At 64.6% G+C, this 20,363-nt stretch carries 17 protein-coding genes and 1 tRNA gene; 5 read left to right on the top strand and 13 right to left on the bottom strand.

Annotated elements, in window-relative coordinates; genetic code table 11:
• Positions 1-115 precede the first annotated feature (115 nt).
• The 3 genes from queE to FM111_RS08685 form a co-directional block, all read right to left on the bottom strand.
• Entirely contained in the window at positions 116-751 is a 636-nt protein-coding gene (gene queE / locus FM111_RS08695; RefSeq protein WP_087140568.1) for a 7-carboxy-7-deazaguanine synthase, read from the bottom strand.
• Between the two features lie 97 nt (positions 752-848).
• Positions 849-1,511: a hypothetical protein gene (locus FM111_RS08690; RefSeq protein WP_143276070.1), complete on the bottom strand. Its 663-nt coding sequence runs from the start codon at positions 1,509-1,511 to the stop codon at positions 849-851.
• Between the two features lie 43 nt (positions 1,512-1,554).
• On the bottom strand, positions 1,555-1,881 hold the full coding sequence (locus tag FM111_RS08685; RefSeq protein WP_087140566.1) for a hypothetical protein: 327 nt from the start codon (positions 1,879-1,881) through the stop codon (positions 1,555-1,557).
• A gap of 176 nt (positions 1,882-2,057) precedes the next feature.
• Between FM111_RS08685 and FM111_RS08680 the strand changes: the two genes are divergently transcribed.
• Positions 2,058-2,309, top strand: coding sequence for a helix-turn-helix domain-containing protein (locus FM111_RS08680; protein WP_087140565.1), 252 nt, complete (start codon positions 2,058-2,060; stop codon positions 2,307-2,309).
• Positions 2,309-3,637 carry a type II toxin-antitoxin system HipA family toxin gene (locus FM111_RS08675; protein WP_087140564.1) on the top strand — a complete coding sequence of 443 codons (1,329 nt, stop codon included), beginning with the start codon at positions 2,309-2,311 and terminating at the stop codon, positions 3,635-3,637. The genes FM111_RS08680 and FM111_RS08675 overlap by 1 nt, the downstream gene beginning before the upstream one ends.
• A 65-nt stretch (positions 3,638-3,702) precedes the next feature.
• Here the strand turns inward: FM111_RS08675 and FM111_RS08670 are convergent, their stop codons facing one another.
• The 4 genes from FM111_RS08670 to FM111_RS08650 form a co-directional block, all read right to left on the bottom strand.
• A complete protein-coding gene (locus FM111_RS08670; RefSeq protein ID WP_143276069.1) occupies positions 3,703-4,971 on the bottom strand; it encodes a hypothetical protein in 1,269 nt (422 codons plus the stop codon).
• A gap of 202 nt (positions 4,972-5,173) precedes the next feature.
• Positions 5,174-6,253: a DNA polymerase IV gene (dinB, locus tag FM111_RS08660; RefSeq protein ID WP_087140561.1), complete on the bottom strand. Its 1,080-nt coding sequence runs from the start codon at positions 6,251-6,253 to the stop codon at positions 5,174-5,176.
• Positions 6,254-6,302: 49 nt separating this feature from the next.
• Positions 6,303-8,294 (bottom strand): hypothetical protein, encoded by a 1,992-nt coding sequence (locus tag FM111_RS16535; protein WP_256968164.1) that lies wholly within the window; start codon positions 8,292-8,294, stop codon positions 6,303-6,305.
• A gap of 89 nt (positions 8,295-8,383) precedes the next feature.
• The gene (locus FM111_RS08650; protein WP_087140560.1) at positions 8,384-9,880 is read right to left on the bottom strand and encodes an MFS transporter; all 1,497 of its coding nucleotides are present in this window, start codon (positions 9,878-9,880) and stop codon (positions 8,384-8,386) included.
• Positions 9,881-10,120: 240 nt separating this feature from the next.
• Here FM111_RS08650 and FM111_RS16190 point away from each other — a divergent pair, with 240 nt between their 5' ends.
• Entirely contained in the window at positions 10,121-10,942 is an 822-nt protein-coding gene (locus FM111_RS16190; RefSeq protein ID WP_143276068.1) for a CC0125/CC1285 family lipoprotein, read from the top strand.
• A gap of 33 nt (positions 10,943-10,975) precedes the next feature.
• Here the strand turns inward: FM111_RS16190 and FM111_RS08645 are convergent, their stop codons facing one another.
• From FM111_RS08645 to clpX, 5 genes are all read right to left on the bottom strand, one after another.
• Complete coding sequence (locus tag FM111_RS08645) at positions 10,976-12,544, bottom strand: tyrosine-type recombinase/integrase (RefSeq protein ID WP_087140559.1); 1,569 nt, start codon at positions 12,542-12,544, stop codon at positions 10,976-10,978.
• A gap of 333 nt (positions 12,545-12,877) precedes the next feature.
• Positions 12,878-12,954 (bottom strand) — tRNA-Val (locus tag FM111_RS08640).
• A gap of 46 nt (positions 12,955-13,000) precedes the next feature.
• The gene (locus FM111_RS08635; RefSeq protein WP_087140558.1) at positions 13,001-13,276 is read right to left on the bottom strand and encodes an HU family DNA-binding protein; all 276 of its coding nucleotides are present in this window, start codon (positions 13,274-13,276) and stop codon (positions 13,001-13,003) included.
• Positions 13,277-13,395: 119 nt separating this feature from the next.
• Complete coding sequence (gene lon, locus FM111_RS08630) at positions 13,396-15,795, bottom strand: endopeptidase La (RefSeq protein ID WP_087140557.1); 2,400 nt, start codon at positions 15,793-15,795, stop codon at positions 13,396-13,398.
• A gap of 276 nt (positions 15,796-16,071) precedes the next feature.
• A complete protein-coding gene (gene clpX, locus FM111_RS08625) occupies positions 16,072-17,340 on the bottom strand; it encodes an ATP-dependent Clp protease ATP-binding subunit ClpX (protein WP_087140556.1) in 1,269 nt (422 codons plus the stop codon).
• A gap of 196 nt (positions 17,341-17,536) precedes the next feature.
• Between clpX and FM111_RS08620 the strand changes: the two genes are divergently transcribed.
• Positions 17,537-18,184 (top strand): HAD-IB family hydrolase, encoded by a 648-nt coding sequence (locus FM111_RS08620; RefSeq protein WP_087140555.1) that lies wholly within the window; start codon positions 17,537-17,539, stop codon positions 18,182-18,184.
• 6 nt (positions 18,185-18,190) lie between these two features.
• On the opposite strand, the gene FM111_RS08615 is transcribed toward FM111_RS08620, so the two are convergent.
• The gene (locus tag FM111_RS08615; protein ID WP_087140554.1) at positions 18,191-19,372 is read right to left on the bottom strand and encodes an MFS transporter; all 1,182 of its coding nucleotides are present in this window, start codon (positions 19,370-19,372) and stop codon (positions 18,191-18,193) included.
• Positions 19,373-19,487: 115 nt separating this feature from the next.
• Between FM111_RS08615 and FM111_RS08610 the strand changes: the two genes are divergently transcribed.
• Positions 19,488-20,297, top strand: coding sequence for an AraC family transcriptional regulator (locus FM111_RS08610; RefSeq protein ID WP_087140553.1), 810 nt, complete (start codon positions 19,488-19,490; stop codon positions 20,295-20,297).
• The last annotated feature ends 66 nt before the right edge of the window (positions 20,298-20,363 follow it).

Here is a 20,363-nt window from a genome sequence, read left to right as displayed (position 1 = left end):
TCATGATTTTCCTGACCACAAACTCGGCAGGAGGTTGAGCCCCAAGGGACTCCCTCCTGTCCTTTTTATGCTCCGCCGAACAGGCAGGGCCTTCCGCCGGTCAGCCAGCCGTTCCTCAGCGAACGCCTATGTATTTGTGGGTCTGGACACTGAGCCGCCACTGGGGGCGCGTCAGGCAGTATTCGATCGCCGCCGCCGTATTCGCGACCTGGTCCGGCCCGTCCATGGGCTGCAGCCAGAAGCGTTCGAAATCGAGCCCCTCGAACCGATCAGGCATGGCCTTGGCCTGGGGGAAGACCAGCTTCAACTCCTGCCCCGATTTCTGCACGACCGGCGCGTCGGCCTTGGGACTGACGCAGATCCAGTCGATGCCGTCGGGCGCCGCCACCGTGCCGTTCGTCTCCACCGCGATATCGAAGCCCTGCCTCTTCAGCGCCGCGATCAAGACGGGATCCAGCTGCAGGAGCGGCTCCCCGCCGGTGCAGACCACGAGCTTGGGATCGCCCACGCGGCCTCTCCACAAGGAGGCGACATGGTCTGACAAGGCTTCGGCGTCCTTAAACTTGCCGCCGCCGTCCCCGTCAACGCCGACGAAATCCGTATCGCAAAAGGAACAGACCGCGCTCGCCCGGTCCCGCTCCAGCCCATTCCATAGGTTGCAGCCTGCAAAGCGCAGAAACACGGCAGAGCGGCCTGCTTGCCCGCCCTCGCCCTGCACCGTCAGGAAAGCCTCTTTGACCGCATATGTCATCGCGCCATCCGACAGCCTTCCATCACGCCTTCGCCCCTTTGGTCATGCCCAACAAGGCGACAGGGCCTTGCCGCAGGATATAGGCGCCATCGGCTCCCTAATCGACGCTTGTGCCGCCCCAGATCAGAAAGTCCAGCTTTCGATGGATATGCAGGGACGCGGCTCCCGGGACATCGGCGAACGCCTCGTCGAAAACGACTGACCAGGCGCCGGCCTCCTCGGTACGTCCGAGGCTCTCGAATACGTCGGAAAGCCATCGGTAGTAGGCCGACGCATTCTCCAGACCGCCGCCGAACGGCGGAGCGCTTATTCGCTTCGCCAATCGAGCTCGGACCACGCTGTCGATTATCGGGCTCTCTGGCCGAAGGACCGCCACGGCCTTGCTGACAAAGGAGGCTTCGGTCCGCCCCGTTCGGTCAAACACAGCAGCCAGCATCCCGTCAAAGAAGATGTCCGCTGAGCCCGTTTCGGCCTTCATGGCTTCGAATGCGCTGTAGAAGGCCTCCCGCCAGGCCCCGTTCCGGCGGACGCCGTAGAAGCCGTTGAACCGTCGCCGAAAGTCCTGCCCCGCCTCGGCTGTCAGGTCGACGGCCCCCACGGATCGGGCCAACGCCACGCAAACGCCGACGGGCGAGGTCTTGCGGCCCTGGATCAAATGCAAAGCCGCATCATGTAGGCGAGGCAGGCTTGCGGCGAACAAGGCGATCTCTTCCCTGCCGGGGGCGTCGCCTGTGTCCGGGCCCTTGGCGTCGAAAGACATAATCAAAACCATCCGCCTTCGAGCGTCACCCGTTGCGCCCGCATCAGGTGAAATTGTCGAGACGCTCGACGAACTGGAAGGCGAGGTTCGTCCCCTCGACCTGGACGTCCTTCACTCCATAGGTCGCGATATAGGACAGACGGCGGAACGGTTGCCCGTCGGCCCCCAGTTCATCTCGGGTCAGAATGACCTTCTCGCCTGACCGGATGGCCGCGATGAAGGGCGACCACTTCGGATCGTCGCCGACATGAGGATCCAGATAGGAGAGCGTCCCCTTGCCGGGCCGACACCAGCATTCATGCACGCAAGGCAGGCTTTCGCCCTTCCAGTCGGCGAACCAAGAGCCTCGACGCCCCACAGGCTTGGCCATGGTTTCCGTCCTTGAATGAACCGCGCAATCCCAAACCTTATCAGCGATTCGGAATGAAACCTTCTATGCCGCAAGGAACATAAAGCGAATTTATGCGCTTTACGGTATATTTTTACTTTATGCTCATTTTGGCATACAAGAAGGTTATGCAACTCCGGACATAGAGGCGACCGACCATGAACCCCATCGCCCGCTCACCAGGCCAAATCGGCGGCCTGATCCAACGTTTTCGCAAACAGAAAGGCCTGAGCCAGACCGAACTCGCCCAGCTATCGGGCATCCGCCAGGAGATGATCTCCAAGATCGAGACCGGACATGAGAGCGCCAAGATCGCGGCCATCTGCGCCCTGATGGCCGCCCTCGACCTGGAACTGACCCTCGGGCCGCGATCGACCCGTTCAGCCGCCGACCTCGCGGACCTGTTCTAATGGGACGTCGCAAGGCTCACGCTCCCCTGGCGGTCATGATCAACAACCGGCGGGTCGGGCGACTGGATAAGGAAGCCGGCGGCGCCGTCACCTTCCAATATGATCCGGCCTGGCTGGACTGGCCGCCGCACTTCCCGATTTCGCTTTCCATGCCCGTTCGCCCGACCGCCTATAGGGGCGAGACGGTGACGGCGATGTTCGACAATCTCCTGCCCGACAACGCCGACGTCCGCCGACGGGTCGCCGAACGCACCGGGGCTGCAGGAACCGACGCCTACAGCCTGCTGGCCGAGATCGGCAGGGACTGCGTCGGCGCCCTGCAAGTCCTCCCCGAGGGCGTCGACCTCGACGCCATGACGCCCATAGAGGCCGAGCCTATCAGCGAGGCCGATATCGAGGCGCTTCTGGCCAATCTCGCGCGCGCGCCGCTCGGCATGGACCAGGACAACGACTTCCGCATTTCGGTGGCCGGCGCCCAGGAGAAGACCGCCCTGTTGTTCCATGAGGGGCAGTGGAAACGGCCGCTGCGCGCCACGGCGACGACCCACATCCTCAAGCCGCAGATCGGAGAGATCCCGACGGCCTCCGGCCTCGTCGACATGTCCAACAGCGTCGATAACGAACACTATTGCCTCCAACTTCTCCGGGCCTTCGGTCTCAAGACGGCGAACACCCAGATCGCGACCTTCGGCGCGAAGAAGGTTCTGGTTGTCGAGCGCTTCGACCGTCTCTGGCGCGGCCCTGACCAGTTGATCCGCCTGCCGCAGGAAGACTGCTGCCAGGCCCTGTCCATTCCGCCCGGTCGGAAATACCAAAACCAGGGCGGCCCCGGCGCGGTGGACATCCTAAAACTCCTGCAAGGCTCCGACGATCCGCTGCGCGACCAAACCGACTTCCTGAAGAGCCAAATACTGTTCTGGCTGATCGGCGCGACCGACGGCCACGGCAAGAATTTCAGCCTCGCCCTGCGTCCAGGCGGGCGCTTTGTCCTGACGCCCTTCTACGATGTCCTGACCGTCCAGCAGGCCTTCAACGCCAAGCAAATCTCCCATGCCCAGTACAAGCTGGCCATGTCGGCAGGGGCCACGCCCCACTACAAAATCCTGGATGTCCACGGTCGCCATTTCGTGGAAACCGCCCAGGCCGCAGGTCTCGGTTCGACGATCATTCGCCAAGCCGTCGATGAAATTTTCGCGGGCGCAGCCACGGCGCCGAACACGGCCCTGGCCGCCATGCCGCCTGACTTCCACACCGACATCCACACGACGGTCATGGGCGCGATCAACGCCCGTATCGAGAGGCTCCAGACGGCTTTCGAGGCGCTCTGAACCTCGTCTGAACCCTGGCCGCATCTGCCTCGAGCAAAACGCAACTGAAGCCGGTCGGTCGCGGATCAAACTTGCCCGTACTGCCCGGTTTCCACATCGATCCAGGATGAGATGACGGCTTCGTCGTTCATCAGGTCCGTGGCTGCGATTTTTCGAGCCAGGGCTTCTGGACCGACGGCCTGCCGCAACTGCTCGCTCTGCACGGAAGCCCAATCCCGAAAACGACGCACGGAGTCGTCTTCCATGTCATCAGGCAGACTTCGCAAAAAGGCGTCGATGCGGTCGGCCTTCTCAATCCGCGCCAATTGGCGGTCAAGAAACTCGAACCGTTTAGCCTCGAGTTCGGCCCGCTTCTGCGCCTTGCGCCTCACCTGCTCGGCTTCCTCCGCCTCGATCCGTCGCCGCTCCTGTTCGGCCTTGCGATCCGCCACCGCCGCCACATAGGCCTGGAGCGTCTCGACGATCAGGGGGAGCAGATCTTCGACCCGCTGGGACTTGCGGTCGGAGAAGGTCTTGCGGACGCCGAGATAGCCCGCCGCATCGTCGAGCTTCAGAGACATCTTGCCGTTGGGCCGATGGTCCCAGTCGGGAAACTTGGGCGCGTCATAGGATGACACCCACCCGCCCGTACGTCGGGCGGCGGCGACCCGAACATGCCAGGCCGCCTTCTTCGCCAAGTCCGCCTCGGTCAGGCGATAAGCGAACCGATCAGTCTGCTCGACAAGCTCAAAGCCTAGAACCTCATGGTCGAGCGAAAGACAAAATCCCCGTTCGCCTTCGACCACCTTTCCTCCGATCCCCTCCACGCCATGAACCAGTTGGCTGAGGATGGTCTCCGCTCGACCGATTAATGCGGCGCTCGCCGTCACCCTGAAGCGGCCAGCGCCCGAAACCTGTCGCAGGCCCTCACCGCGCTCCGACAGCAGACTCGTGATGGTCTTGATGGTCTTCCGGTGAGCGTCGGCCGATGGAGCCTTCAAGACAGGCTCAGCAGCCGGAACGGGTTCAGACTCCGGTGTGCTCGGCGACGCCTCCTTCCAGTTCGAAACGGGCAAACGCTCAGGCTTGAGGGGCTTCGGCGGCTTGACGACGGCGGTCCTCGGCCGCGGGCCTTCGAGGGCGATATCGACGTCCTCCCCCTCAGGTAAGGCGGGGGTTGTCGCTGCTGCGCCATGCGCCAGCTTGGACCAATACCCGGCGCGCGGCGTCGGAACAGAGTTGCGCCGGCAGTCATCGACCAATCGGGTCGCGGAGACGCCGAGTTCGAGCGCCAAGCGGTTCATCGGCGTCGACCAGACGCGCGCATACAGTTCGGATCGCTTGATGGATTTCATGACCGGGCCGAGATGAGAAGATCTAGCGAAGAGACCTCGCCCTCTTCGCCACACGCTTGCGACGACAAGCGAGGACCTAAGGGGTGGGCGGCGCTTGCGATAGACCGCCTAGAAAGGGGAAAACGCCGAAGAAGCAGGGGCAGAACCTCGCTCTGCAGCCGCCAGCGCCATGCATAACCGCAAAGGTTGGTCTGAACCGCCGTCATGACAGGCCCAGTTCGCCGACGGTGGGCTGAGCCGTCGCCTTCTCGAGATTGGAGATTGTGACCCCGACCAGACGCACTCCCCTGGTCGGCGGATAGAGCGAACGCACCAACAGGCGGCTGACCTCCCGGAGGCGGACCTTCGAGGCGACCGGCTCATTGAAGGACCGGCTGCGGGTCGATTGCTGGAAGTCCGCCCATTTGACCTTCACCGTCACGGTCCGGCCCAGCGAGCCGGCCTTCTCGCACCAGGCCCAGACCTCGTCGGCCATTTCCTCGACCCCGGCCTCGATCGCCTCCGGCTCGACGAGATCCTGGGCAAAGGTGGTCTCTGAACCGCTAGACTTGCGCTCGCGATCTGGATTGACCGGGCGATGATCCTCTCCCCGCGCCACGCCATGGTACCAGGCGCCGGACTTGCCGAAGTGATGCTGCAGGAAGGCCAGGGACTGACGCTTCAGGTCAGCGCCGATCTCGATGCCCAGGCGATTCATCTTCTCCGCCGTCACCGGGCCGACGCCATGAAAGCGCTTGACCGGCAGGTCCTGGACAAAGGCCTCTCCTCGTCCCGGCGGCAGGACAAACTGGCCGTTCGGCTTGCGCTGGTCCGAGGCCAGCTTGGCCAGGAACTTGTTGTAGGAAACTCCGGCCGACGCCGTCAGACCCGTCGCCTCGAGGATGCGCGCGCGTATCTCCTCCGCCATCGCCGAGGCCGTCGGCAGACCCCGGATATTGGCGGTCACGTCGAGATAGGCTTCGTCGAGGGACAGGGGTTCGATCAGGTTCGTATAGTCGGCGAAGATGGCGTGGATCTGCGCCGAGACGGCGCGATAGACCTCGAACCGGGGCGGCGTAAAGATCAGTTCCGGGCACTTCCGCAAGGCGGTGCTCGAGGGCATGGCCGACCGCACGCCGAACCTCCGCGCCTCATAGCTGGCCGCGGCGACCACGCCGCGCGAAGCGGCGTGGCCTACGGCGACGGGGCGGCCGCGCAGGGCGGGATCATCCCTCTGCTCCACCGAGGCGAAGAAGGCGTCCATATCCACATGGATGATCTTGCGCGGCGCGGCGATGTCCATGGACCCACGCCTAGCAAAAAGAGAACAAAATAGAAACACGTCTACTTTGTCATGCGGCCGCCTCCCAGACCCGGTTCAGGACCTGGGCCGCCAGCGCCGCCTTGTCCTGCGGGAGAAAGCGACCGTAGTGGTCGGCGACCGTGGCCGGCGTGTCCTGGATGGCGTAGCTGGCCTGCTCGTAGGACCCGGTCAGCTTCAGCACGTGGGTCGCCAGGACGTCCCTCACATTGTGCGGCCCGTGGGGAAGCAGGCCCGGGATCGCCCCCCTCCCCGTGTAGGGGTTGTAGATCCCGTACCGCTGGATCACCTGACGCCAGGCGCTGTAAAAGGTGTGCTGGTTGTAGGCGGCGTCGCGGCTCGAGGTCTTCACGGTCTTGACGAAGAAGGCGCCTGGATCGCGCGAGCCGTTCAGCAAGGCCGGTCGATGGCGTCCCACATAGGCGTCGATCCAGCGATACAATCCGCCGAGGTCCGGCAACAGAAGCCGGAACGGGCGTTTGGAAAAGTAGGCCGAGCCGGAGTTCTTGAAGGCCACGCAGGGAATGAAGACCTCCCAGCCGCCTTCCCTCTCGCTCCAGCGCAGTTCGCCGCACCGCCGGACCTCCAGTTCCCTCTCGGGCGTCGGCGGGCTCCCCCGCGGACGCAGTTGGAGTTGCCGCAGGTTCTTCTGCCGGACGCCGAGGTGCAGACCCAGCCTTAACATAAGGAAGGACCGGACCGCCTCGGCGGCGGCCCGGGGATAGCGCCTCTCTTCCGGCATGCGGCGCAGGATTTCCTCCGTGATCTTGCGATACTCGCCGACTGGGCTCGCCGCTTCGAGAATGGGCAGGATGGGCTCGAACGGATCCCGGTGAACCCGTGCGACCCGCTCGATCTCCTTGGACCTGGCCAGGGCATGGCGATGGACCTGCTCGCAGGCGCTGTCCCAATCCTCACGGATCCGATCGATTTCCTCCTGCGCGACGATGCCCTGAACGGGACGAAGCCGCTCCGCCAGCCACGGGCTCTGCCTCAGCCACCCCGTCTGGCCGCGCGAGAAGGCCGCGCCCAGCAGAAGCATCTCGCTCTCCCAGCCGGTGAAGAAGCCCCGGCGCCGCTCGCGCCACTGCACATACCAGTCCCAAACTGCCGGCAGGACGAGCAGCCCGAAGGTCAGGTCCTCCCGGGGCACGCCCAACCCGCTGACCTCGTCGTCAGGCGGGGCGGCCAGGGCGCCGAACAGCAGAGCCAAATGCTCCTCCCGCTGGGCCGCAGTCTCCGCGCCCCAGACGCCTGAGCGCTGGTAGCCGATATCCGTGAGCGTCGCCGACTTGAAACGCAGAAGGGCGTTCATCTCAGCCTTCAAAGGCGCGGGGGCCGCCAGTTCGGCAGGCCCGCTTCCATCAAAGCGAAGCGCGAACCGATGCTTCGACACGGTCGAATGATAGCGATGATAGGCGGTGCCGCCGGACAGGATGGTCGAACGCACCCAGGCCAGGATTTCCTCCTGTTCCTCCGCTGACCTCTCATCGAAGTCGTCTGGGAGGTGCCAGGCCAGACGACGCGATTCCGCATGTCGCACCTCCGGCGGAACCAGACCTGAGAGCGCGCGCCGCCGTTGCAGCCGCGACCGCAGATAGCCGACTTCCAGCCGATAGCGATGCTCGATGATGTCGAGGACCTTCAGGCTCGCGGGCGTCTGCGGGACCTTCAAACCGCGCCGCCAGGCCGCCAAGGTGGTCCGGTCCGTCAATCCGCCGGCGGCCATGATCGCCCGGTGCAGACGATGAGAGTTTTCGCCATGTCGACGGATCTGCAGATCCAGCGCGGCGTGAAAATCCCGTGGCTCTTCATGAACCTCCCACAGGCTGACGGGATGGGTGACGATGGGCAGCGCCGGGCGGCCCCTTTTTCTCTGAACCGACGCGCCAACTGGCGAGGGACCTACAAGGTTTGAACGAGGCACAAAAAACTCCACTGAAAACACCGCCTTCAGGCGGTCAGTGGAGAGACGGTTTGGAAGGCGCCCATCCCTAACGCAGGCAGGAATATTCGCCGGCATCAAACCGAAGACCTGCCCAGATGGCGTTTGGATAGACCGCTATCTATTGCAGCGCACAGGACTTGACCTCGCCTGCCCCCCAGCCTCGACTAGCGCCGCTTCGGCCCGGTCAGGCCTCCGACTATTCCGGCCGCTACCGCGCAAGCTGAACAGGTTAGCATCACGACGCGGAAAGACGCGTGGAAGGCTTCGACGGCGCCTGAAGGTGACGTTCCGCCCGCCATCACCTCTCCGAGCAATATCCGGGCGTCGGTGCCGCCCACGCGGTCGACGAAGACCGATGACATCAGCGCGCCCAGCAAGGCGACGGCCAGCAGGCCCGCTATGCGCGCCATGGCGTTGTTCACGCCAGAGGCCACCCCGGCGCGCGCCGGCTCGACCGCCCCCATCACCGCCGCGGTCAGCGGCCCGACCGCGAGGGTCATGCCGATCGCCAGCACGGTCATTCCCGCCAGAGGTCCATCCACATAGCCCGCACCTGGCCCGGGCAGGGCGAGCAGGCCCAGGCCGATCCCCGCGAGGCCAGGCCCGACAGCCAGCGACAACCGCGCCCCGAACCGGTCGGCGAGGCGTCCCGCCAGTCCCGAGAACAGCCCCATGATCACCGCAAAGGGCAACATGGCCGCCCCCGCCATCGTGGCGCTGAAGCCCTGGACCCGGATCAGGTCGAAGGGCAGGAAGAACATCGCCCCGCCCAGCGCAAAATAGAGCAACAGGGTCAGCAGGTTCATGCCGCTGAAGACCGGCGAGCGGAACAGGGCGAGCGGCATCATGGGATAGCGTTCGCGGGCCTCGGCCCGCAGGAAGGCGGCCAGGGCCCCGCCGCCGCAGATCAGCCCGATGACGACGGCTGGATCGTCCCAGCCCCGATCCGGCGCGGAGATCAGGCTCCACGTCAGGGCGGCGAGGCCGGTCATGGCCAGAAGCCCCCCCAGCCCGTCGAGCCCGCGCGCGTCGCCATCCCTGCTCTCGAGCAGGGCCCGCACGCCGACCGCCATCGTCAGGGCCGCCAGCGGAACATTGATCCAGAAGATGAAGCGCCAGCCTGCATGGTCTGACAGCCAGCCGCCGACAAGCGGCCCGACCATCCCAAAAAGCGCTCCGGCCCCCGCCCAGGTTCCGAAAGCCTTGCCGCGCTCCTCCGGCGGGAAGGCCGAACCGATGAGAGCCAGAGCGCCAGGCGTCAGCAACGCCGCCCCGATGCCCTGCAAGGCTCGACCGCCGATCAGGATCTCGACGGTCGGCGCCAGACCGCAGGCAATCGAGGCGAGGGCGAAAATGCTCACGCCGATCAGAAAAACCCGACGGCGTCCGAACCTGTCGCCCGCCGCGCCACCGATGAGCACCAGCGCGCCGAGCATCAGCAGATAGGCGTTGGAGATCCACTGTGCGGCGGCCGGACCCGCTCCCAGATCGTGCTGGATGGTCGGTAGGGCCACGCCCAGCGCCGAGCCGTCGATGAAGGTCAGGCTGGAGCCCAGAACCGTGGCGATCAGAACCCAACGCTTGCGTGCGGCGCTAAGAGTTTGGACGGGCGCAAGGGCGCTCTGAACCTGACCAGCGTCGCAGGGGCCGCGAATGGACATGACAGCGCTCCGCTAGAAGCCTGACGCCAGGCCAAACCCCAAGAGCATCAATATCTCTCATTGGGCTTCACAACCCAAACTGATGCTGCCTGCCGGCTACGAAAGCGGACACTCCGCCGACGCGCCTCAGGCTTCCGCTCTTCTCACCGCTGAATGGACCAGTCCGTTAACTGTACCGCTTAGAGCGTCCTTTAACGGTCCAGCTTACGAAGACTGCAAAGTCACTCGGAGGGAGCCAAGATGCGTATCCTAATTTCAGCGATTTCCGCACTCGCCCTGTCTGGGTGCGCGACGGCCTACGGCGAGATGGGTTTTTCAGGCGGGGTCGCCGCTGAACGAATGAGCGCTGATACCTTCCGCATCAAGTCACGCGCAAACCATTTCACCGACAAGACCGTGGCGGCGGACTACGCCCTCCTGCAGGCCGCAGAAGCTGCTGCAGCGGCTTGCTTCAGCCACTTCAGAATCGTCGATTCAGACAATCGCACCACGACGAGCAATTGGATTTCGCCCAGTTCAAGCACGACGAACTGGTCCTCCAGCTACAATGGCGGACGCGGCTCGGGCTCCATGTCGACGGTCTATAGCCCAGGCCAAGAGTTCACCTTCGTCCAACCCGGCGTCGACCTCTACATCCAGGGGGTCAATCCTTCAGCCGGCTACCGTCCGTCGCCGGATCTGTTTTCCGCGCAGGACGTCATCACCTACACCGGATCCCGGGTCACCCGGTCGAAACGACAAGTCGTTCACCAACAGGCCTGCGCAAGCATGCCCCAGGCCGTTGCATCCGCGCCTGTCGACCTGCTCCCTCCCCCCAATCTTGCGCCTCGCGCCTCCTACGAGCCTGCCGCTCAACGCCCTGTCGTTCCGATTCCAACTCGGACCTTCGCCACGAGCGCACCCGCTTCGCAACCGGCGCCCCTGGCGGTCTACCCACGCATATCGCCGGTTCAGATCGACTCCCCTCAGCAGGGATATGCGCCCCAGACGCAGTCATCGGCAAACGCCGACGATGTCTGGGTGGAAACACCCCAAGGCTGGCGCCCGGCTCGAGGCCAATAGAGCAAGGCGGTTCGGTGAGCCGCCGCCTTCGGCTCACCGAAATCCATTCACCCAAGCCTCCACGCCTTCTCTCGAGCCGGAAATCGCCAGATCAAGCCCGCCACGCGCGAGAATTTCCAAATGGCTGCTAGCCGTCTCGGGACGGCGCGAAAGGTCCATGCACAGGCTTAACACCGCCGAATGAAGATCCCCGACCTCGCACAAAGCGAGAGCACGGGACTTGGCCGCCCCCACATAAACAGCAAGCTCATCCAGAACCGCAGTGGCCGTCGGTCTCTCCTCGGCATCGACAGACACCGCTTTCACCGAGTCCGAGACCGTCTCTCCGCAGAGATGGCCCGCCCATAGCTCCAACGCCTTCCGCTTTTCTGGAACATAGGTGTGCCGGTCGTAAACCCCTGTGACCGCCGCCCCATCACTCGGGGTATGCCCAAGGACAAGGCCGACAATGAAGCGCGTGACCCCGTAACGCCCCGTCAGGGTCGTCGCCCCGGACCGCCTGACGTCATGAGGCGACCCCAAGGGCAGCTTTTTTCGAGCGCAGGTCCTCGCAATCGCCCGAGTAATGGCTTGGGGGTCAAGATGCTGATCCGGCGAGCGCGGAGATGGGAAGATGAAAGGACTATCCGGATCAAGAGCCCAAGCCTTGTCGAGCACCTCCAAGCACTGTGCGCCCAAGGGGACCACATGCGGATGTCGCGCCTTGGCTCGCTCCGAGGGGATGATCCAGAGCCCCGCCGCTCGGTCCACCTCCACCTTCCGAGCGCCGGCGATTTCGCTACGCCGCGTCAGGGTGAGCATCAGGAACTGAATCGCCAGCCCCATGGCAGGGTCGAGGCGCGCATAAATTCCAGAGGTCTTCTCGTTCGGCCCTCGGGGTTGGGAGGCCAGAACCGCTACGTCCCATATCGCCTTCAAAGCCCCATCGTCGAACATCCGCTCTCGCGAGGTCAACGCCAGAGGTCGTGAGAGGCCGGTCGCCGGATTGACCTCGATCCGCTCCTCCAGAACCGCAAAGCCTAGGACGGCATGAAGAATCCCGCCCACGGTCGCTATCGTCGCGGGCGCAAAGCGGCCATCCACAACCAGGTCCCGCATAAAGACCTTGATGTCGGCGCGACGGATGTCGGCAAAGACGCGTCCGCCCAATGGCCCCTTCACATGCCTCTTCCAGGTGTGTCTTTCCCTTTGGATTGAAATCGCCCGCTTGGGACGACGGCGACCTCCATGAAGACCCACGGCGGCAGCCGCCCAGTAGGCCTCGGCAAGTTCGTCCAGGGTCTCGCCCGTCCGCATTCGATCCCGAACCAGGGCCCGTTCCCCTACAGGATCGGTCCCTTCCAGAACGGCCATCCTCGCCGCAGCGCCAGCCGCTCTGGCCTTGGCGAGCGATAGTCCGGGATAGAATCCCAGGACCAGGCGTCGGCGCGCGCCCCCTGTCGCGATGTACCGGTACTGGAATTGCTTGGTCCCGGTGGGAGCCACGCGAACGAACAGGCCCTGACTTCCGCTGACCGCTCGCTCATAGGCTGTCGATCCCGGCTTCAGACTCGAGATTTGTCGATCCGTCGTGAGGGTGCCCGCCGCCAAGTCGCGCTCCATGCGCTCATCGCTGCAAATCAACGACCATTGATTCTAGCACCGGATAACCGCGTGCTGCAGAGCGCATCGCGGATCCGAGCCCGGGTTGACCGGTCGATACAACCGGTTTTCCAGACGCGGTCAGGCCAGGTGAAACGCCCTGAAAAGCCCTGGAAAGCTCATTGCGGCCCTTTGACGCAATCCGCACATTTCATGACGCTGCACGCGCCATGGCGGCCGTCAATCACCGCGCAAACTGCCCCAGAATCGCCCCAGAACGCCAAAACTAAGTAGAAAATGCTCCGCACACGGAGCGTAGAGCATTTTTAAGATTATGATTTTATTCGGAAAATTTGGTAGGCGGCGACGGGTTCGAACCGCCGACCCTCTCGGTGTAAACGAGATGCTCTGACCAGCTGAGCTAGCCGCCCACATCATCCGACTCATCGTCGGGACAGGCTTCATGCCCTGTGGCGGTCAGCCGTTCAAGGCGCTTTTCAAACCTTCGCCGGGACGAAAGCGCGCGGTGCGCGAGGCCGGGCGGGCGATCTCCTGGCCGGTCTGGGGGTTTCGGGCCACGCCTGCCTTGCGGTCCACGACGACGAAGCTGCCGAAGCCGACCAGGCGCACGTCGCGCCCCTGAACCAGAGAGCCCGTCACCTGATCGGTGAAGGCTTCCAGCGCCAGCTTGGCCTGGTCGCGGCTTATGCCCGCCGCCTCGGCCATCCGCCCGATCAGTTCCGTCTTGGTCATGTCTGCACCTCCCCGCGCGAACGAAGCGCGCACTTAACGCCCTGTCGACATGAAGGTCAAAAAGAAGGCGGTCCGGGTCGCCCCGAACCGCCTTCCTTCATCTGGTCAGAGAGCGGGCGTCAGTGGCTGACGCTGGCTCCCTCGCCCGCCGTCGGCGCCGGAGGCGTCGGCGACATGGGCTCGGCCGCCTCGTCCCACTCGACGGGAGTCGGCGTGCCCGTCAGGGCCCACTTCAGCGCCTCGTCGGCAGTGGAGATCGGCACGATCTCGAGGGCCGCCTTCACGTTTTCCGGCACGTCCTCCAGGTCTTTCTCGTTCTCCTGCGGGATCAGCACGGTCTTCACGCCCGAGCGCAGGGCCGCCAGCAGCTTCTCCTTCAGGCCGCCAATGGCCGTGACCCGGCCACGCAGCGTGATCTCGCCGGTCATGGCGATATCCTTGCGGATCGGAATGCCGGTCAGGACCGACACCATGGCCACCGTCATGGCCACGCCGGCCGAGGGACCGTCCTTGGGCGTGGCGCCGTCCGGAACGTGGACGTGGATGTCGGTCTTCTCGAACACCGGCGGCTTGACGCCGATGCTGAGGGCGCGGCTGCGGACGTAGGACGCCGCCGCCGAGATCGACTCCTTCATGACGTCCTTCAGGTTGCCCGTCACGGTCATGCGGCCGCGGCCCGGCATCTTCAGGGCCTCGATGGTCAGGATGTCGCCGCCGAACTCGGTCCAGGCCAGGCCGGTGACGATGCCGACCTGATCTTCCGAATCCGTCTCGCCGTAGCGGAACTTCTTCACGCCCGCGTATTCGGCCAGCTTGGCTGCATCCACGGTGATCGAAGCGGTCTTGGTCTTGGCCATCTCGCGCACCGCCTTGCGGGCCAGACCGCCCAGGGCGCGCTCCAGCGAACGCACGCCGGCTTCGCGAGTATAGTAGCGGATCAGGTCGCGGATCGTATCGTCGGGGACGATCAGTTCGCTGTCCTTCAGGCCATGGTCCTTGAGCTGTTTGGGCAGGACGTGGCGCTTGGCGATCTCGACCTTCTCGTCCTCGGTGTAGCCAGAGACGCGGATGATCTCCATGCGGTCCAGCAGGGGCTGGGGCATGTTCAGGCTGTTGGCCGTGGTGACGAACATCACCGGCGACAGGTCGTAATCGACCTCCAGATAGTGGTCGCCGAAGGTCGAGTTCTGGGCCGGGTCCAGCACTTCCAGCAGGGCCGAAGACGGGTCGCCGCGCCAGTCGGCGCCCAGCTTGTCGATCTCGTCCAGCAGAACGAAGGCGTTGGTCGTCTTGGCCTTCTTCATCGACTGGATGATCTTGCCGGGCATGGAGCCGATGTAGGTCCGGCGGTGGCCGCGGATCTCGGCCTCGTCGCGCACGCCGCCCAGCGACATGCGGACGTATTCACGCCCTGTCGCCTTGGCGATGGACTGAGCCAGCGAGGTCTTGCCGACGCCGGGAGGGCCGACCAGGCACAGGATCGGGCCCTTCAGGCTGCCGGTGCGCGCCTGCACGGCCAGATACTCGATGATCCGTTCCTTGACCTTCTCCAGGCCGTAGTGATCCTCTTCGAGGATGTCCTCGGCCTTCTGCAGGTCGATGGCCTTGGGCTTGGTCTTGGACCACGGGATCGACAGCAACCAGTCGAGATAGTTGCGCACCACGGTCGATTCCGCCGACATCGGCGACATGTTGCGCAGCTTCTTCAACTCCGCCTCGGCCTTGATGCGGGCCTCCTTGGACAGGCGCGTCTTCTTGATGCGCTTTTCCAGCTCCAGCAGTTCGTCACGAGCGTCGTCGGTCTCGCCCAGCTCGCGCTGGATCGCCTTCATCTGCTCGTTCAGATAATACTCGCGCTGGGTCTTCTCCATCTGCCGCTTCACGCGGCTGCGGATTTTCTTTTCGACCTGCAGGACGCTGATCTCGCCTTCCATCAGGCCATAGACCTTCTCCAGCCGGGTCGGGATGACCACGGTTTCGAGCAGGGCCTGCTTGTCGGCGATCTTGACCGACAGGTGGGCGGCGACCGAGTCCGCCAGCTTGGACGGATCGGTGATCTGAGGGATGGCGCTGAGGGCCTCAGGCGGGACCTTCTTGTTCAGCTTCACATAGTTTTCGAACTGTTCGATCACGGCGCGCAGCAGGGCTTCGCTCTGCGACGGATCGCCGGCCTCGTCGTCGATCTCGACGGCTTCGGCTTCGTAATAGTCCTCACGGTCGGTGAAGCGGGTCAGGCGCGCGCGCGACTTGCCCTCGACCAGCACCTTCACGGTGCCGTCGGGCAGCTTCAGCAGTTGCAGCACCGTCGCCAGCACGCCGGTCGAATAGATGGCGTCCGTCGCCGGATCGTCGTCGACAGAGTTCTTCTGCGTAGCGAGCAGGATCTGCTTCTCGCCCTTCATGATCTCGTCGAGGGCGCGCACGGACTTCTCGCGCCCGACAAACAGGGGCACGACCATGTGCGGAAAGACGACGATGTCTCTCAGCGGCAGGACAGGGAGGATTTTGCTCTCGGTCATGATGCGTACTTTCCGGGGCCTTCGTGAATCTCAGACCCGCCGAACCGATCCGACTTGGCGTTACTGCCGCCTCGTCTCGACTCGACCCGCTATTTTTCAGCGGCTTTCGTGTGAGTATGTGGTTCTGTCTGGACGCGGTTCAAGCGTAACGGGGCGGCGGCCCACAGAAGCGTGAAAAAGCGTGTGATTTCAGACGAGCTGTTTAGCCGATCCTGAAACGATGAAGGGGCGGCCCGTGGCGAGCCGCCCCTTTTTCGCTTGGATCAGACCGTGGCGTCAGGCGGCGCCGTCGGCGGTCTTCTTCTTGGTTTCCGAATAGATCAGCAGCGGCTGCGCCTTGCCGTCAATCACCTCGGCGTTGACCACGACCTCTTCGACGCCCTCGAAGGTGGGCAGTTCGAACATGGTCTCCAGCAGCACGCCTTCCAGAATGGAGCGCAGGCCGCGGGCGCCGGTCTTGCGGGTGATCGCCTTCTTGGCCACCGCCGACAGGGCGTCGTCGGTGAAGGTCAGGGTGACATTCTCCATCTCAAACAGTCGCTTGTACTGCTTGACCAGAGCGTTCTTCGGCTCGGTCAGGATGGTGATCAGCGCCGCTTCGTCCAGGTCTTCCAGCGTCGCCAAGACAGGCAGACGGCCGATGAACTCGGGGATCAGGCCGAAGCGCATCAGATCGTCCGGCTCGACGCCCTTGAGGATGTCGCCCGTGCGGCGCTCGTCGATCTCTTTGACCTTGGCGCCGAAGCCGATGGAAGCCCCCGCCCCACGCGCCGAGATCACCTTTTCAAGGCCGGCGAAGGCGCCGCCGACGATGAACAGGATGTTGGCGGTGTCGACCTGCAGGAACTCCTGCTGCGGATGCTTGCGGCCGCCTTGCGGAGGCACGGAGGCGACGGTGCCTTCCATGATCTTCAGCAGGGCCTGCTGCACGCCTTCGCCCGACACGTCGCGGGTGATCGACGGGTTGTCCGACTTGCGCGAGATCTTGTCGATTTCGTCGATGTAGACGATGCCGCGCTGGGCCCGCTCGACGTTGTAGTCCGACGCCTGAAGCAGCTTCAGGATGATGTTCTCGACATCCTCGCCCACATAACCGGCTTCGGTCAGGGTCGTGGCGTCGGCCATGGTGAACGGCACGTCGATGATCCGCGCCAGCGTCTGGGCCAGCAGCGTCTTGCCCGAGCCGGTCGGCCCGATCAGCATGATGTTCGACTTGGCCAGCTCGACGTCGTTGTTCTTCGTCGCGTGGTTCAGGCGCTTGTAGTGGTTATGAACGGCGACGCTCAGCACCTTCTTGGCGTGGCTTTGCCCGATCACATAATCGTCGAGGACGTCGCGGATCTCCTTGGGCGTGGGTACGCCGTCCTTGGAGGTCTTAAACGCGATTTTGTGCTCTTCGCGGATGATGTCCATGCACAGTTCGACGCATTCATCGCAGATGAAAACGGTCGGTCCGGCGATCAGTTTGCGGACTTCGTGCTGGCTCTTGCCGCAGAACGAGCAGTAGAGCGTGCTTTTGGCGTCTGTGCCGGCGGCTTTGGTCATAGACCCTTCTCACTATCCGCGATCCGCCCCGACATTGGGACGAAAGGCGCTTCCTTCACGATCGATCCAAGGAATCTATCATCGAAGGTCTTCAAAAAATGACAATCACCCATCACACGTTCCGCCACAACCCCGTTGCGGCGCCGCAGCGTGCTTCGGGGATCGGACAGGACAGATAATATGGGGATCACGGCTAATGTCTGACATGGGAAGCGAAAAAGCCTTTCACCAGTCCCCTGCCCCCGGCCAGGCCATCGTCGCCTTCGATTTCGACGGCACCCTGACGATTCGCGACAGCTTCACCGAGTTCCTGAAGTGGCGGGCCGGTCCCCTGCGCTGGGTTCAGGGCCTGGCGCGGCTGATCCCGGCCGTCTTCGCCTATCTGAGCGACAAGGATCGCGGCCGGATCAAGGTCGCCTCGGTGCGCGAGTTCCTGATGGACGCCGACCGCAAGGCGCTGGAAGCCGAAGCCGAACGCTTCGCCACAGACATCTGGCCGCGCTTCATGCGCCCGGACGCCCTGGCGACATGGGAAGACTGGGGCCGTCGCGGCGCCCACCGCGTCATCGTCACCGCCTCGCCTGAAACCACGGTCGCCCCCTTCGCCCGCAAACTGGGCGCCGAGAACCTGATCGGCACCCGCCTGGCCTTCGACGACCAGGACCGCGTGCTGGGAACCTTCGTCGGCGGCAATTGCCGGGGCGAGGAGAAGATGCACCGCCTGCGCGCCGCCTACGGCGCCGACATGCAGCTGGCCGCCGCCTATGGCGACACCTCGGGCGACGCCCAGATGATCGCGGCGGCGGAGGAAAAGGGCTACCGCGTCTTCACCGCTCGGCCCTGAGCGAGCCTAGGCGAGCTGGCGATCACGCCCGGCGCCCAGCCCCAGCGCGACCATCAGGATGCACAGGGCGCCGCATACCGCCAGGACCGGAGCCCAGGCGCCGACCGCGTCATGCAGGGCTCCAATAGAAACGGGCGCGCAGGCGGACATCAGATAGCCCACCGACTGGGTCATGCCTGAAAGCTGCGCGGTCTGCTCGGCCGAACGGCTCCGCAGACCGATGAAGGCCAGAGCCAGGATGAAGGCGCCGCCGATGGCGAACCCGAACAGGGCGACCCAGATCATCGCCAGTCCCGGCGCGACGTACAGGCCCGTCAAGGACACGAGACCCAACAGGGAGAAGCCCGCCGCCAGCGCCCGCTGATCCTTCAACCGGCGGACTAGGGGGACCAGAACCAGACCCGGCGCCGCCGTGCCCAGCTGCATCACCCCGTGCAGGCCGCCCGCCGCTTCCGCCGACGCCCCCGCGCTCGTCAGGATCGACGGCAGCCAGGCCGCCACCGCGTAGTAGACGAAGGAGTTCACGCCGAAGAAGAGCGTCACCTGCCACGCCAGGCCCGACCGCCACACCGAAACGCCGCTTACGCCCGCCGCCGCCTCGGCCCCTGGCGCAGCCCCCGGCGCAGACCGACGACGCAACTGCGGAATCCAGACCAGAGCCGCCGCCGTCGGCAATACGACCAACGCCGCCAGCGCCAGCCGCCAGTCGAACGCCTGCGCCAGCGGCGTCATGACGGCCGACGCCCCGGCTGAGGCCACGCCCATGGTGATGGCGTAAAGGGTCGTCAGCTTGGTGATCTGATCGGGAAAGTCCCGCTTCAACAGGCTGGGCAGCAGGGTGTTGCCGATGGCGATGCCCGCCCCGAGCACGAACGACCCTAGATAGAGCGTCCACAACGGTCCGGCGGACCGAATCGCCACGCCTGCGATCATGGCCGCCAGCGCCAGGAAGATCGCTCGTTCCAGCCCTACAGCCCTGGCCAGCCGCGCCGCGAACGGCGAGACGACGAAGAAGGCCAGCAGCGGCAGGGTGATCAGGAACCCCGCCTGGCTCGCCCCCAGACCGAACGCCTGGCCGATATCGCCGAGCAGCGGCCCCGCCCCGGTGAAAGTTCCGCGCAGGGTGCCCGCCACCAACAGAACGCCGGCGATGACCCAGAATGGATGCAGTGAGGAACGCGAAGTCATGACAGGCCGCCAGGGAGAGACGCCTCGGGGAGAAAGGCCAGTCCACACTAGCGATGGAGCGATCGGCGAACTTCGGATATTCAGGCATGAAGTTTCGATTATCGGTCAGACCGCCATGACCTCGCTGCACGCCTGCTTCCAGAGCTTCGATCCCGACGCCTTTCCTCAGGACGCCATCGCCGTCAGCCTGGGCGGATCGGCCCATGACGTCGAACTGCCCCTGCACACTCATCGCAAGGCCCAGCTGGTCGTCGCGCTGCAGGGCGGAGTCATGTGCCGGACGCAGGACGGCCTGTGGATGGCGCCCCTGGGCGGCGGCGTCTGGGCGCCCGGCGGCACGCCGCACAGCAACCGCGTCACCGCCAACGGCCGCGTCTGCATGGTGTTCGTCGAGCCGGACGTGCCCGGCCTGCCCGACCGATGCTGCACCCTGTCGCTCAGCCCCATGCTGATCGAGCTGATCCGCCACCTCGCCCGCCAGCCCACGCCCGACTATGCGCCCGACAGCCATCTGGACCGGATCGCCCAGGTCGTTCTGGAAGAGCTGCGGCGGACGGAAATCGCAGCCCTGCATCTGCCGATCCCCGCCTCCCCCGCCTTGCGCCGCATCGCCGAGGCGCTGATCGAGAACCCCGGCGACCGATCCACCGTGGGCGAATGGGCGCGCCGCGTCGCCATGAGCGAACGCACCCTGACCCGTTTGGTCGTGCGCGAGACGGCCATGAACTTCAGCCGCTGGCGCCAACAATTGCAGATCGTCCTGGCCTTGCAGCGACTGTCATCCGGCGCCTCGGTCCAGAGCGTCGCCTATGACCTAGGCTACGAATCCGCCAGCGCCTTCATCACCATGTTCAAGACCGTCATGGGTAAGCCCCCCGCCAGATATATCGCGCAGGCCGACCGGCGCCCGCTGGATCAGGCCTGAGCACGGACAAAGCTTTCAACGTATATTGTATCTGATTTACAGGCATGTTTTCCTTAGGCTCGGACC

It is taken from the genome of Brevundimonas diminuta 3F5N (assembly GCF_900163625.1).
GTDB classification, from domain to species: domain Bacteria; phylum Pseudomonadota; class Alphaproteobacteria; order Caulobacterales; family Caulobacteraceae; genus Brevundimonas; species Brevundimonas diminuta_A.
This window is presented reverse-complemented; position numbering and strand designations above follow the sequence as displayed.

Bases quoted from the DNA above. Each gene is read 5' to 3' on its own strand.
- FM111_RS08670 (WP_143276069.1), bottom strand. From the start codon at position 4,971: ATGAAATCCATCAAGCGATCCGAACTGTATGCGCGCGTCTGGTCGACG.
- queE (WP_087140568.1), bottom strand. From the start codon at position 751: ATGACATATGCGGTCAAAGAGGCTTTCCTGACGGTGCAGGGCGAGGGC.
- FM111_RS16190 (WP_143276068.1), top strand. From the start codon at position 10,121: ATGCGTATCCTAATTTCAGCGATTTCCGCACTCGCCCTGTCTGGGTGC.
- FM111_RS08635 (WP_087140558.1), bottom strand. From the start codon at position 13,276: ATGACCAAGACGGAACTGATCGGGCGGATGGCCGAGGCGGCGGGCATA.
- FM111_RS08675 (WP_087140564.1), top strand. From the start codon at position 2,309: ATGGGACGTCGCAAGGCTCACGCTCCCCTGGCGGTCATGATCAACAAC.
- clpX (WP_087140556.1), bottom strand. From the start codon at position 17,340: ATGACCAAAGCCGCCGGCACAGACGCCAAAAGCACGCTCTACTGCTCG.
- FM111_RS08615 (WP_087140554.1), bottom strand. From the start codon at position 19,372: ATGACTTCGCGTTCCTCACTGCATCCATTCTGGGTCATCGCCGGCGTT.
- FM111_RS08680 (WP_087140565.1), top strand. From the start codon at position 2,058: ATGAACCCCATCGCCCGCTCACCAGGCCAAATCGGCGGCCTGATCCAA.
- dinB (WP_087140561.1), bottom strand. From the start codon at position 6,253: ATGGACATCGCCGCGCCGCGCAAGATCATCCATGTGGATATGGACGCC.
- FM111_RS08685 (WP_087140566.1), bottom strand. From the start codon at position 1,881: ATGGCCAAGCCTGTGGGGCGTCGAGGCTCTTGGTTCGCCGACTGGAAG.
- FM111_RS08690 (WP_143276070.1), bottom strand. From the start codon at position 1,511: ATGTCTTTCGACGCCAAGGGCCCGGACACAGGCGACGCCCCCGGCAGG.
- lon (WP_087140557.1), bottom strand. From the start codon at position 15,795: ATGACCGAGAGCAAAATCCTCCCTGTCCTGCCGCTGAGAGACATCGTC.
- FM111_RS08650 (WP_087140560.1), bottom strand. From the start codon at position 9,880: ATGTCCATTCGCGGCCCCTGCGACGCTGGTCAGGTTCAGAGCGCCCTT.
- FM111_RS08645 (WP_087140559.1), bottom strand. From the start codon at position 12,544: ATGGAGCGCGACTTGGCGGCGGGCACCCTCACGACGGATCGACAAATC.
- FM111_RS08610 (WP_087140553.1), top strand. From the start codon at position 19,488: ATGACCTCGCTGCACGCCTGCTTCCAGAGCTTCGATCCCGACGCCTTT.
- FM111_RS08620 (WP_087140555.1), top strand. From the start codon at position 17,537: ATGTCTGACATGGGAAGCGAAAAAGCCTTTCACCAGTCCCCTGCCCCC.
- FM111_RS16535 (WP_256968164.1), bottom strand. From the start codon at position 8,294: ATGCCGGCGAATATTCCTGCCTGCGTTAGGGATGGGCGCCTTCCAAAC.